Origin of the sequence: Geobacillus thermodenitrificans subsp. thermodenitrificans DSM 465 (assembly GCF_000496575.1) — a bacterium.
GTDB lineage: Bacteria > Bacillota > Bacilli > Bacillales > Anoxybacillaceae > Geobacillus > Geobacillus thermodenitrificans.
Window position 1 is genome coordinate 220,874 of the sequence record NZ_AYKT01000005.1, and the last position, 14,019, is coordinate 234,892.

Here is a 14,019-nt window from a genome sequence, read left to right on the forward strand (position 1 = left end):
TAAACCGCCATCCATTCCCCTGTTGCGCTCTTCCCCATGGAAGCGGGCTTCCTAGCTGCTCCCGCAAACAGGCTTTCCGTTTCCATTCACTAAAGTTGCGCATTTCTTTGCGCGTATAGCGCCTCTCCATCACCCATCAAGTAGTCATACGCTTTGATCATCAGCTCAATAGCCAATCGTTTGTTCGCCTCCATGAAATTATCCCCAAGGAAGCTTTCCAGCTTCTCGATGCGGTGATACAACGTTTGCCGGACGATAAACAGCCGTTTTGCCGCCTCTTGCTTCGAACCGTTGCACTGCAGATACACTTTGAGCGTTTCAAGCAGCTTTCCATTATATTTCCGGTCATACTCAATAATCGGCCCTAAATATCGGTTGATGGCCTCACGCAAATCGCTATATTTGTCTAACACCATAATCATCCGGTATAAATGCAAATCATCGTAAAACAGGCTAGCTCCCTGTTCGTCCAACCGACTGCGAATTTTCAGCGCCTCTAGCGCAGCGCGGTAGCTTTGATTGATGGAAGAAAGAGATGGGACAAACGTTCCGACGCCGACCGGCAAGGCGGAAAGTCGTGTTTGCATAAAGTCCGATGCCATGAGACATTTGATTCCTTCCTCGATCCGGCTCTTCCACGTCTCCTCATCCCGAAGATTGATGGCAATAAACGCAAGGTGGCGTCCCATCTCTACCGAAAATAAGAGAAACCCGCGTTGCTCAAACAGCGAACGGCATAACAGCTTAAAATATGTTGAATCAAAGTTTCCTTTTTGACCCGCCGTCCCCACTTTACAAACCCATACCACTCCCCCGCGGCTATGAAGGGAAGGATGATGGTCTAATAAATAGGAAGAAATCTCTTGATCGGAGTACTCTCCTTCAATCCAGCCCTTTAGCCACTCATTTTCTTCGGTGCGCCGCCTCTCCTCGACGTAAAGGTTCCGCAACAAGTGCTGGGCCAGCGCTGTTGCGGTGCGATCCAAAATGAGCAAATCAAACTCGTTGATGTCCCGTCCGACAGGAAGAAGGGCCAACTCCGCGTATTCAGCACCAAATAACGAAATCGGCTTGACGACCGCAGCTGATGGCCAGTCGCTTTCTCCTCCAAGCCCAACACCTGCCCCCAAATTCCCCCTTGGCCGGCTCGGTATGTATTCCACATCCCCGCCGTGCATGTGGAAAACAACCTGATGGCCTAGGCAGCTGTGCAAAAATGTTAAAATCTCCCGATAATGATGAACCGTCAACAGCTTTTTGTTCAACTCTTGAGAATACGACTCGAGCTGAGCGATCATTTGATACTGCTGATTAATTAAATACGTGTGAATATCGTGAGTAATCTCGACGAAAGGAACTTCCTCAAGAAAAAGAATGAGCGGGAAATGATGACGGTTAGCCAGTTCCAGTGCCTCCTTTGGAATGGAGGAGGCATACGTTCCCAATTCGATGCATAGCCCGGAAGCATCACATTCGATCAGCTGCCGAAGCAGCGATAAAAACAATGAGTCATCTTCCCGCCACCCGACACCAGTAGACAAAATGAGCTCTTTGCCGCGCAACAAATTGCTGATTTTCGTGACCTCAACAACATGCACCCATTTGACCGTCCTTGACAGTCCTTCTTTTCCAGCAATAACGACCGCCTTTTGGAAATACTTCCTCTGTAAAACATCGGCGACTGTCAGAGGAAAGCCGTACCCCATCCTTTCCTCCCCCTTTGCTTGACTACTGTCAAAAATATTCGGAACTTTACAACCAAAATCCTGCTAATAAGATAACGTCTATTGACAAATTGTCCAATAGCTACCTATTTTTTATTGGCACTTTGTCTAATGTGCATCATGGCTTTTCCCTATACACTAAAAAAACAGCAGCGTAGTCAGACTATTTAGTTAATTTCACTTCCTTTGAAAGGAGGAATTGGGATGAATCATTCCGGTCTGCAAAAAGGGTTAAAAGAGCGCCATATGACGATGATTGCCATCGCCGGGGTTATCGGTGCCGGGTTGTTTGTCGGAAGCGGAGCTGTCATTCACTCGACAGGACCGGGAGCCATTGTTTCTTACGCTCTAGCAGGCGCACTCGTCGTGCTTGTCATGCGGATGCTCGGGGAAATGGCGGCCGCCCGCCCGACGAGTGGATCGTTTGCCGCCTATGCTCATGAAGCGATCGGCCCATGGGCAGGATTTACCGTTGGGTGGCTGTATTGGTTTTTCTGGGTGATTGTCATTGCCATTGAAGCCAACGCAGGAGCGGCAATCATCCAATATTGGTTTCCTTCCATTCCGTTATGGCTCCTTAGCCTCGTTCTCACCATTTTGATGACACTGACAAACATTTGGTCTGTAAAATCTTACGGGGAGTTTGAATATTGGTTCGCCTTCATCAAAGTGGCGAGCATCGTTCTTTTCCTCATTCTCGGCTTGGCGTTCATCTTTGGCCTCGCTCCAGGCAGCGAACCGGTCGGGCTGAAAAACTTAACCGGCCACGGCGGATTTATGCCGCATGGCATCGGCTCCATCCTTGTTGGTATTGTGATCGTCATTTTCTCCTTCTTCGGAACCGAAATCGTCACGATCGCTGCCGGAGAATCAGCCGAACCACAGGAAGCAGTATCGAAGGCGACCAAATCGGTAACATGGCGAATTTTAGTCTTCTATATCGGATCCATTGCCGTTGTCGTAACCTTGCTGCCGTGGAACTCCGCAAGTGTCTTGAAAAGCCCGTTTGTTGCCGTTTTGGAACATGTTGGCGTCCCTGCGGCCGCCCAAATTATGAACTTTATTGTATTGACTGCCGTTTTGTCCTGCCTCAATTCCGGACTGTACACAACGTCGCGCATGCTTTACTCTCTCGCTGAAAAAGGAGAAGCGCCAAAGTCATTTTTACGGCTCAACAAAAACGGTGTTCCGGTTCGGGCAGTCATCGCCAGCACGTTGTTTGCCTATATTGCCGTCATCATGAACTACGTCTCGCCAGATAAAGTGTTTCTCTTTCTTGTCAACTCTTCCGGAGCGATCGCATTGCTCGTCTATTTAGTGATTGCTGTCTCACAACTGCGCATGCGACAAAAACTTGAACGCGAAAACAGCACCGCCTTAAAAATCAAAATGTGGCTGTTCCCATACTTAACCTATTTTACGATTCTCGCCTTGCTCGTCATCCTTGCCTCCATGCTGTTTATTGAATCAATGATCTCACAGCTGCTGTTAACATTGCTCATTACCGCCGTCGTCATCGTTTACTACTTCGTCTTTGCCCGGCGCCACCTCAATCCAAACTACCAGCCAGCCACGCCGACGCCGGCGAAAGATTAATATCCATCAAGACGAAGGAGAATCGCGCCCACCAATAAGGGCGCGATTTCTTTTGAATCGACTCTTTTGTTCCCCCGCGACTTATCCACCTTATGTTTTTATGGACATACAAAAGTGACAACTTTTCAAACTTCCACCGGTATCTATATACATGGGTCGCTCCGCGTTGTATACTGACATTGAGAAGAATTTCACAAAAACTAGGAGGACGAAACAATGATTGTCCATGAACTGATGGACATGGAACATTTATTTGTAGAGCAATTGCAGGAAGGTTACTACATCATCCACGAAACGTACCAAAACGTGCTCGTTGAACCAGAAGACGGTGACGCCGTCCGGCAAGTGGATGCCGGAACCGAAGAAGTCGTCACCATCTTGTTCGACCCGGGCAATGAATATTCACTCCTTTGTCTTGATACGTACACGTTTGCCGGCGACATGCCGTCCTTAACTGAGCTGAAAGAGACGATTGCTGCTGAATATGATGTGTTTGTCAACAACGATCACGCGGCATCCTTATAATCCCCGCCCCTAAGCAGCCGCCATAGGAGAATCTGCGTACATTCCGGCAACCACACACACCGCCATGAGCACAGCTGAAACAAAGACGAAAACACTGTACGAAAATGATTAGCCAAGAGACAGCCCGTTCGCTTAGCGAGCGGGCTGTTTTGATTTCCGTTCAATTTGAAACACTTTAAAGCCGATATCAAGATCAATCTTTCCCGTTTCACGAATGATTTTCTCCCCTGCACGGCAGATGCGCTCACGACCGATGTCACAAATCGTCCGAAACCCAGCTTGATACGCCGCAGATGTTTTCACCATCCGTTCAGGGAGCTGCACCATGATGAACGACCGCTGTCCCCCGTCTTCGGCGTTTTGCTGCATGACCGCATGAGCCGTTGTCGCCGAACCGGAAAAAAAGTCGAGGATGACGTCATCATCCTTCGTTGTCAATGCCACCATGCGCTGAATGAGCTTGACCGGCTTCGGGTAGTCCATCACCGCCATCCCGTCAAACAGCTCCTTCAGCTCTTTTTTCGCCTCTTGCGAGTGAGACACTTCATCATGCGTCCAGATCGTAAGCGGCGTCATCGTCGGTTTCACTTCACGCAAAAACCGCTTCAGGCGCGGCACCCCGTTTCCGTGCTTGCCAAACCAAATGCGATTGTCCGCTGCCAGCTCGGCGAAACGTTCTTTCGTCACCCGCCAGCAATACCCGCTCGGCGGGGAAACAACCCGGCCGCCCGGCGTCACGATGTCATAAATTTTTTCCGGAATGGGCGGACCGACCGACAAATCGCCTGACATCCACGGCCCGCGCGGGTCGTTATCCGGATTCGCATACCGCCCATTTGCCTCCGAGTCGCGCGGCAAGCCGTACCAAGCGAGACGGTCGATGTTTTTCGCATAGCACAAAATGAAGTCATGGTTGCGGGAGGCGAACTTGTTCATGTTGACCGGCGAAAACGCCCGCTGCCAAATGAACGTCGCGACGAAATTACGCTCACCGAAAATTTCATCGCACATTTTTTTCAAATTGGCCTGTTCCGTATCGTCAATAGAGATAAAAATGGCTCCCGTCTCAGCCAACAACGCCTTCGCCACCCAAAGGCGCGGATACATCATGTTAAGCCAGCCGGCATGAACGCGCGCTTCCTCCTGCTCTATATGTGAAGCGGCGCGCTTCCTTTTGCGCCAATTGTCTTTGTACGTGAACGCTTTGCCTGTATTGTACGGCGGGTCAATGTAAATCATTTGCACGCTTCCTTCATGTGACGCTCGCAGCAACTTGAGCGCTTCCAAATTGTCCCCTTCAATATACCAGTTGTTCGTCGTCTCCCACCGCTTACTTGCCGCTCGGTCGGGCCGCAGCGCTCCGATGGCGGGCGTTTCCGCCAACTGCTTCGCTCCCGCCTTCCCCGGCCATGTGAATCCGTACACTTCGTCTTGCTCTTCGTAACCAAGCTCTTTTTTCAACCGCTCCCAATCGATCGCTTCGCCTGCCACCACTTCCGGAAAAAGCTCTTTGACCCGCTCCAGCCTCGCGCTCACTGCCCCTTTTGTTCTCCTGCCACCGTTTGCCATAGCACGCCCCCTCTCCCGCACCACCCTGTCGGCGGCGCTTCTTATCCACCAACAAGAGATCGTATTTCCAATATTTCGCCATGGCAAACGGTTTTCCTGCCTCAATTCTTAGCCAAAAAACACCCCCCGCCTCCTGCGAACGGAAGCGGGGGAGTAGAATCCTTTAAACGAGGCCTTCCTCTTTCAACTTTCAATCAAGAAGAATTTTTTTTGGTTGAAGGAGATGTTTCAATCCTCTAAACGAGGCCTTCCTCTTTCAACAGCTCCTTCATTTTACCATTGATTTTCTAAGGCGGCAAGGGGCCATTTTTCACACCCCTTCCACCCCCTCAAAAAATAAAATGTGGTTATGTCAACTTGTACAACTGACCAAAAACGTCAACCATCCAAATCATTGATAAATCAAGATCATGTTTCGTTTTACGAAAGAAAAATCGCCATGCACACCTCCCCTGTTTTTTGGCTGTTTTTGGACCGTACACCGCGCCATATGCACGGGAACGAACCGAATTGGCAGGGAAGGCGGCATGGCAGCTGAAGCAGCCAGCAGCGGCGCTATTCCTTTTTCCATCTTAATGGTGGCGGGAAGCCACCTGATCGAACACGCGGCACCCGACTCGATACATGTGCAGGACGGCACCGTCGACAACGAACGTTTGGGCTTCTCCGTGCCTCGACGCATAGTGCTCGAGACCGATCATAAAGTTCACCCCTTCGCGATAGTCGTCGTTTCCTAAGACGTGCAGCGATGGGGATAGAAGATGGCGGGAAAGGAAAAGAATCGTCTTTTTCCGCGCGCGTGTGAGCGAGACGTTCAATCGGTTGAGGCTGTAGATGAACTCCCCTTCCATCGCGGCCAGTTCCGGGTCGGCGACGCCGTAGCTGATGATGGCCGCTTCCGCCTCCTGACCTTGCATTTTGTCGACCGTATCGACGAAAAACGGCGGACGCAGCCCCTCGCGTTCAAGCGCGCGGCGAATGGCGCGGATTTGCGCGCGATGCGGCGAGATGATAAACAGTCCGTTGCGCCAAAACGCCTTGTCGCCGTCTGGCGTATCATGATATCGTTTTCCATCGCCATCAAGCAGCCGCTCCCGAAGCGTTTTCGTTACGCTCGCCACCCAACGCGCTTCCGCTTCGTTTTCTTGTGCGCCGTACACGCCATCATACGTGCAGACGACAAGCGGATAGTCGGGATCGATCGCCGCTTCCACCCATTCATCGGCAGTTGGAGCGGCGGCGAGCGTCAGCGTTTGCTCGGCAATTCGACGGTTGAACGCCGTATAATCCCGTCCGTAAATCTGCTCAGCCGGATAGCGGCAGAGCGTCTCATTCATGCGGAAATTATCCGTCAACTGGCAAGTGAGCCGCTTCTCCACGTCTGCGTCAAACAGCAGGCGGAAAATCGATTCGAACAAAGGCGGCTCCCCTTCGACGGTCTTGTACGCTCCTTGAATAATCGGCGGCAGCTGAAAATGGTCGCCAACAATGAGCAGCCTCCCTGCCTTTTTCACATGACGGAGCGCGAGCAACGAATCAGCCACCCGAATTTGCGACGCTTCATCGAGCACGACGACGTCAAATCCGCCATCTAGCAATCCTTTTTCATGCGCTCGTTGGATGCCGTACAGCGTGGCGCCAAGCACGCAATGACGGCCGCTGTCAAGCCATTCCCAAACTTCGCCGTCCGCCAGTTCGATGATCCCTTTGGCGTTTTCCGTCTGAACCGCGCCGAGCTTCGCAATGCTTACCTTCCCTTGCGGCGCAAGTTCCTTGATTTTGTTCAGGCAGTTTTCGATCGCCGCGTGGGTGAAGCCAGAAATAAGAATGGCGAGCCTCCGCCCCCGCTTCTCATAAATCGCCATCAGCAAACGAAGCGCCGCGGCGATAAAGTGCGTTTTCCCCGTGCCCGGCGGCCCCCAAACGAGCGTCAATGTATAACGAAGAAGATGGACAAACGCTTGACGCTGGCTTTTCGTCAGCCTGCTTTCACGGAGAAGCGCCTTGACTTCGTCCGCTTCCCACTTCGGCCGGAACGTTTTTCGATAGCGGATCGGGTCGCGGATCAAATCCAGAATGCGATGATTTTCCTGATCCAACGCTTGCAGCGCCCGCAAGACGCGCACTGTGGTCAAATCGGCATAGCGCAGCGACAGCAAATAATTCTCGCCTTTGACAAGCGGGAAACGGTCAAGCAATCGAGGCAGCTCGAGTTCAAGTTCAGCCGTCTTGCCATCATCATCGATCGTGCGAATACGGGCAAAGTACAAGTTGGCCCATCTCGGCGCCGACCGGTCGCCTGCGTATTTCATATCGGGAAACGTCTGTTGCGCTTTCTCCCCTTCCTCATCACATTCCGTCAACAGCCAGTTGGCTTTTTGGTCGATTGCTTCAAGTGCATGTCGATTGTTCAATCGAAACCGCTTGGCGCCAAGGTACGTTATATGAAGCGTAACTCCCGTTTCAAGCCGATCGGCAAGCGGAAGCGAGCGGCGCTGACGAACATCCAAGTAGTTTAATAGCGCCTCGTAGCGCGCCATAAACGCCAACTTCGAAATGAGCGGATCACGGTAATGAGCCGAATCGGGAAAACGGAATTTTTCCGGCCAAACGGCGAGCGGAGAAGGCTGGATACGAGCAGCCCAAGCGCGGATACCTCGGATGATACTGTGAGCAGCCCAAAGGCGGCGTCTCAGTTCCCCCTCAACCTCTTTCCTTTTTTCTTCGTCCCCGGTTTGCCACGCGTCATGCAATACATCCATTTTCATGGCGTTTGTCAAGCGAAACGAAAAGCGCTCGTTCGCTCGATACGTAAACGGACGATCGCTGTAAGCGGCGATATACGCCGACAAGTCCTCAAGACGGTAAGCAACATGCACCGGCAAAGCAAACAGTTGGCTCGCTACGGTCGTCAAAACGACAACTGGAAGCGGAACCATCTCCTTCGGGTGCTGATGGGCGCTCGATAGCACACCACTATGAAAATAAAATAATAGACGAACCGCTTTTTCTTGGTATTCGCGATCAAGCAGAAGCTCAGAAAGCATATGTTGCAAGTTGTCCCATTCATAGTTGTCAACGACATACGCCTGCACGGATTTTTGCGCCTGCCATTCGCGCGTTTTGTTGTAATCATGCACCGTCTGAAGCAAGCGATCGAGCGCGTCGACAAACTTCCGAATGACCGCATCGCATTCTTCCAAACAGCGGGCGACAAAATGATGCATTTCCGATCCCGTTCCAAACACGTCTATTCCGCCAACGCGGTACAACGATGCGGCCGCGATTTTCCCCGTCGCCTGATCGCGCTGAGCCGTGAAAATCAAACGGATGTCCTCCCATTTAGGCATATCCGCTACAACGCGATCGTGCGGAATGACTTTTTCTTTAGCGATGGCCATAAGCTGGGTTTCAAGCCGCCGGCGCTGGCGGGCCAATGTGGCGTTTTGTTTCAGCACGGATCCGTTTTCTTCACGCTGAAGAAATTGGTGAAACGCTCGAATAGTTTCAGGCAATTGCTGTTCGCGGACGAAGCGGGAGGTGTAGCTGGATAAGTACGGGACAAGGGAAATGTGCGCCTGTTGCCGCGCCTTGTCCAAACAGTAGCTATAAAATGGACACCATTCGCAACGGTAATCCAAATGCCAAAACAAGTCATCCGCCTGTTTTTCCGTCAGTATCGTCAGCTCACTGGATAAAAAATGTTCAATATATGGAATCAGCTGGCGAATGTTGGTCGTTTGCGGCTGCTCAGCCCCGTACGTCCATATCCTCGTTTCGTCCAAATCAACCTTCCCTTTGATTCCATGCTCTTCTAAAACGAAAGATAAAATCAGTGCGTACAGCGCTGTTTGCACACGGTGAGAAAATTGCAATGCGTCGGACGATTTTATATCAATGATGCGAAACGTCCAACCGTCTTGCCCCCGCACACATTCAATAACATCCGGACGGCACGCCGCAAAACGGACGGTTCCCGGATTCAATCCGTACCGTTCGTAAAAACGGGGCGGCACAATCAAGGTGGGCTGATACAAATATCGCTTGCTCGGCTCCTTCAGCTCCCGGATCGTCTCTTCGCTATCCAAATAACAATGTGAAAGTGGCAAGTCAGACACCTGCTTGCCCATCTTCACTTCATCGGCCAAATAGGTGGAAATTACCGTCTTCTCCCACTCCACCCCACGGCGCAACACGTTTTCATGGCTCGCCGGCCGTCTAAACAGTTCTTCAGGCACATCGAGCTCGCCGCGCCGCTCTTTCGCCAATGATCGAAAATACAAGTTTCGCTCACACTCATGGTAAAAATAGCTGGCAATTTTCGCCGGAGAAACGTAAAACATGCACCGATTCCTTTCTTTCTATGTATTTTCGTCCCAAACCGATCGCTGCGTACAGCAATTGTTTATTATATCATACGGCCCCATTTCCTCCTCCATGCCAAGCGGTAGGCACGAATAAGTCTGTTTTACAGATTGTATGTTGGAAATTGGGGAAATGAGACGGCATGCTCTCACTACTGTTCGACCAGCTTGACCATACATGAGAAAGAACATTCAAAAACGTTATTGTGCGACGCTTCCATGAAAGAAGGCGGGCTATGTAAGCCCGCCTAGCTCTCATTATTCAAGACCTTGCTCCACTTGTTTGATCATTTCCGATACGGACGTTAACCCACCGCCCGATAGATACCAATAGTTCGGATCCAGGTACACAATATGGCCGTTTTGATACGCCTTCGTCTTTTTCACGAGCGCGTTTTCAATCGTTTGTTTCGCCGTCGGTTTTCCTTCGACAACAGCGTCACGGTCAATGACAAACAAGTAGTCCGGATTTTGCTCCGCAATGTATTCAAACGATACGTTTTGCCCGTGCGGCGTATCCGCTTTTAAATTCGGGTCAACTGCTTGGACACCAAGAACATCATGAATGAGACCAAAGCGCGACCCTTTTCCGTATGCACTCACTTTTCCACCGGTCGTTAAAATGATCAACGCTTTTTTGTCGCCCGCTTTCGCTTTTACAGAGTCAATTTGTTTTTGGATATTCTCCAATTCTGCTTCGACTTCGTCTTCCTTATCAAAGATTTGCCCCAATAATTTCATGTTGTTAGAAAAAGAAACAAGGTAGTTTTTCGTGTCAACAGCCATGTACACCGTCGGTGCGATTTCGCTGAACTTATCATACAGCTTAGCTTGACGTCCGGAAATAAAGATGACATCCGGCTGAATTTCACTTAACTTTTCAAAATCCGGCTCCTGTAAACTACCGACGTTTTCATAGTCACCGCTTTTGTATTTTTCCAAATACGATGGCACGTTCATTTGCGGCAAGCCCGTCACGTTCGTCCCTAAGCGATCGAGAGTATCGAGCACACCAAAATCAAACACAACGACTTTTTCTGGATTTTTCTTTACTTTCACTTCGCCAAGTTCATGCTTAACGGTGATTTCTTCGACTTGAGCTGCTTTTTTCTCGTTGTTGTCATTGCTTGTATTGCTGCTTGTATTTTCACTGTTTCCGCAAGCGGCTAATACAACAAGAAGCAATGCAGCAACAACCGATAACCACCACTTTTTCATCTGCTTGTACCCCCATTTGTATGATGATCGACATAAGCGAAATGTATATGTTGACAGCTTTTCCGCCTGCTTGGCAAGGGGCGCCCAATCTTGCCTGAGCGAACGCAAAAGCTGAATCAACCGTAGAAATCTAAAAAACCATGCGTTTCGTGCCGACAATGAAACGAGCGCACAATCCTCCACGTTATGGATCACGCAAGCTTCGTCTCGTCGGAACAAGCCGCCGAGCCATATTCACCATTGGCATGATCGATCTTAAAAATATACACAAATGCGTCTGTTCTCAATCGTTTGGATATGAACATCCATATCGTAAATGCCACGCAGTACTTGGCTGCGCATCATAGTGGATACATCGCCTTCGGAAACGACTTTTCCATCCTTTAAGGCAACGATGTAATCGGAATAACAGGAAGCGAAATTAATATCATGCATGACGATAACAATCGTCTTATCCAGCTGATCCACTAAGTTGCGCAATACTTTCATCATTTGCACGGAATGTTTCATATCTAAGTTGTTTAGTGGTTCATCCAAAAAGATATAATCGGTATCTTGTGCAAGCACCATGGCAATATACGCCCGCTGCCGCTGCCCGCCGCTCAATTCATCAAGATAGCGGTGTTGCAGGTCATCGAGCTCCATGTAGTGAATGGCTTCGCGCACATATTCGTTATCTTGGCGCGTCAATCGGCCGCGCGAGTACGGAAATCGGCCGAATGAAACGAGTTCCTTCACTGTCAGCCGAGCAGCAATATGGTTTGACTGCTTTAAAATCGAAATTTTTTTCGCCAGTTCCTCTGTCCGATAACGGCTGATTTCTTTCCCATCGATCCATACTTCGCCGCTATCTTTCGGAATGAGGCGGCTCATGATGGACAGCAATGTGCTTTTCCCCGCCCCGTTTGGACCAATAAGCGATGTCAGTTGGCGCCGGGGAATCGAAAGCGACACTTCATCAACGACTTTTTTTCCGCCATATCGTTTCGATACTTGCTTTACTTCTACCATGCTTTTCGCTCCTTTAACAAAAGATATAGGAAATATACCCCGCCTACCATATTGATAATGACGGACAATGTCGTCGAAAAGGTGAACACCCGCTCAACAACGAATTGACCGCTGACAAGAGCGATTATGCCAAACAGGGCCGCTCCCACCAACAAATAGCGATGTTCATATGTTTGGAAAAACGCGTAAGCGACATTGGCAACAATCAAACCGAAAAACATGATCGGCCCAACGAGCGCCGTCGATACAGAAACAAGCACCGCGATAACCATTAGCATCCGCCTAACGACAGTCTCATAGGAGACGCCTAAGTTGATCGCATGGTCTTTGCCAAGCGATAACACATCCAGTTCATGAAGATGCCGGTACGTGTACCATATAGCCACCACAATGACAATACCGGCAGGCCAAAGCAACTCGGTTTTCATATTGTTGAAACTAGCAAACATGCGGTCTTGGATAATCGAAAATTCATTCGGATCGATCAAATATTGCATAAACGATGTCACGCTTTGAAAAAACGTTCCAAGAATCATCCCGACAAGCAGGATGAAATACACCGTCTGTCCTTCCCGTCGAAAGAGGAAAGAATACAGAAAAACCGAAAAGCCGATCATGCCCCCGGCGGAAAGAAGAAAATGCACCGTATCGTTCATCATCGTCAATGTCGTCGATCCGAACAAAAACACAACCGCCGTCTGAATTAACATGTACACGGAATCAAGTCCAATAATGCTTGGCGTTAAAATACGGTTGTTCGTTATCGTTTGAAACAAAACGGTTGAAATCGCTCCCGCCCAGCCAACAAGCACCATCGCCGTCACTTTTTCACCGCGGGAGCGTAAAACATACTCAATGTTGCCGCGCAACTCCGTAAATAAGAACAACGCAATAAAAGCTAAGGCCAGTACAACGAGCGCTGCTGTTTTCATCCGGTTAGACATATTGCTTCGTTCTCCTTATAAGCAAATATAAAAAGACGCCGCTCCCGATCACCCCGACCGTTAAGCCGATCGGAATCTCGTATGGATAAATGACGATCCGACCAAACAGATCGCAAACAAGCACGAACAAAGCCCCGGCAAGCGCAGTGACCGGCAGCACTTTGCGTAAATGATCACCGTAATACATCGTCACAATATTCGGAACGATCAACCCTAAAAACGGCAAGGAGCCGACTGTCAACACTTCAATCGATGAAGTGACCGCGACAATGATCAGTCCTGTATACACAATCGACCGGTAACGAAGCCCTAAATTCGTGGCCATCTCTTCTCCCATGCCCGCGATGGTAAATCGGTTGGCGTACGCGTAAGCGATCGCCATAAGTGGGACGCTAATGTATAACATCTCATAGCGTCCTTGCATCATGACCGAAAAATCGCCTTGCAGCCAAGCGGAAACCGATTGGATCAAATCATATTTATACGCTAAAAACGTCGTCACCGAGCCGATGATATTACCAAACATGAGACCGACGAGCGGAATGAACACCGAATCTTTATACTTGACACGGTCCAATACCGTCATAAACAACAATGTTCCGGTGAACGCAAACAACACAGCAATGGCGGCCTTTACGATCGGCGAGGCCGAGGCAAACAAAATCATTGACACTAATAGCCCGAGCCGCGCCCAGTCCATCGTTCCCGCCGTTGTCGGCGACACGAATTTGTTTTGACTAAGCTGTTGCATAATCAAGCCGCAAATGCTGACGCTCGCCCCAGCGATGATGATGCTGACGAGCCGCGGCAACCGGCTGATCAAGAAAATTTCCCACGCATCACGGTCTCCCTCCCATAGCGCACGGGGGGATAAATCATGCACCCCGACAAATAAGGAAAGAAGCGATAATCCAAAAAGCAACAACACCCATTTTTTCATTGTCCTCATCCTACCGTTTGTCTTCTTTTATCTGCGCTCATCCCACTCGTTCAACCGCCTCATAAAAACTCAATCAAGTGACAACCGAGCGCAACCTAACTATGTATCCTTTTTCTTTCTGTCGTACA

General features: G+C 49.8%; 9 protein-coding genes. 2 read left to right on the top strand and 7 right to left on the bottom strand.

The window, feature by feature from the left end; translation table 11 throughout:
• Window positions 1–89: 89 nt before the first annotated feature.
• Entirely contained in the window at window positions 90–1,706 is a 1,617-nt protein-coding gene (locus DSM465_RS0106320) for a PucR family transcriptional regulator (RefSeq protein WP_008879437.1), read from the bottom strand.
• A 222-nt stretch (window positions 1,707–1,928) separates the two neighbouring features.
• Here DSM465_RS0106320 and gabP point away from each other — a divergent pair, with 222 nt between their 5' ends.
• Together gabP and DSM465_RS0106330 are read left to right on the top strand one after the other, a co-directional pair.
• Window positions 1,929–3,320 (top strand): GABA permease, encoded by a 1,392-nt coding sequence (gabP, locus tag DSM465_RS0106325; protein ID WP_029760926.1) that lies wholly within the window; start codon window positions 1,929–1,931, stop codon window positions 3,318–3,320.
• 216 nt (window positions 3,321–3,536) lie between these two features.
• Window positions 3,537–3,845, top strand: coding sequence for a hypothetical protein (locus tag DSM465_RS0106330; RefSeq protein WP_029760927.1), 309 nt, complete (start codon window positions 3,537–3,539; stop codon window positions 3,843–3,845).
• Window positions 3,846–3,977: 132 nt separating this feature from the next.
• On the opposite strand, the gene DSM465_RS0106335 is transcribed toward DSM465_RS0106330, so the two are convergent.
• The 6 genes from DSM465_RS0106335 to DSM465_RS0106365 all read right to left on the bottom strand — a co-directional run bounded on the left by DSM465_RS0106335 (window position 3,978) and on the right by DSM465_RS0106365 (window position 13,891).
• The gene (locus tag DSM465_RS0106335) at window positions 3,978–5,414 is read right to left on the bottom strand and encodes a site-specific DNA-methyltransferase (RefSeq protein ID WP_029760928.1); all 1,437 of its coding nucleotides are present in this window, start codon (window positions 5,412–5,414) and stop codon (window positions 3,978–3,980) included.
• 572 nt (window positions 5,415–5,986) lie between these two features.
• Entirely contained in the window at window positions 5,987–9,757 is a 3,771-nt protein-coding gene (locus tag DSM465_RS0106345; RefSeq protein WP_029760930.1) for a bifunctional RecB family nuclease/DEAD/DEAH box helicase, read from the bottom strand.
• A 279-nt stretch (window positions 9,758–10,036) separates the two neighbouring features.
• Window positions 10,037–10,996, bottom strand: coding sequence for a siderophore ABC transporter substrate-binding protein (locus tag DSM465_RS0106350; protein ID WP_029760932.1), 960 nt, complete (start codon window positions 10,994–10,996; stop codon window positions 10,037–10,039).
• A 255-nt stretch (window positions 10,997–11,251) separates the two neighbouring features.
• Entirely contained in the window at window positions 11,252–12,007 is a 756-nt protein-coding gene (locus DSM465_RS0106355; protein ID WP_008879447.1) for an iron ABC transporter ATP-binding protein, read from the bottom strand.
• Window positions 12,001–12,951 (bottom strand): iron chelate uptake ABC transporter family permease subunit, encoded by a 951-nt coding sequence (locus tag DSM465_RS0106360; RefSeq protein ID WP_008879448.1) that lies wholly within the window; start codon window positions 12,949–12,951, stop codon window positions 12,001–12,003. The genes DSM465_RS0106355 and DSM465_RS0106360 overlap by 7 nt, the downstream gene beginning before the upstream one ends.
• Window positions 12,944–13,891, bottom strand: a complete 948-nt coding sequence (locus DSM465_RS0106365; protein ID WP_008879449.1) for an ABC transporter permease — start codon at window positions 13,889–13,891, stop codon at window positions 12,944–12,946. Before DSM465_RS0106365 ends, DSM465_RS0106360 begins: the two co-directional genes overlap by 8 nt.
• Window positions 13,892–14,019 lie beyond the last annotated feature (128 nt).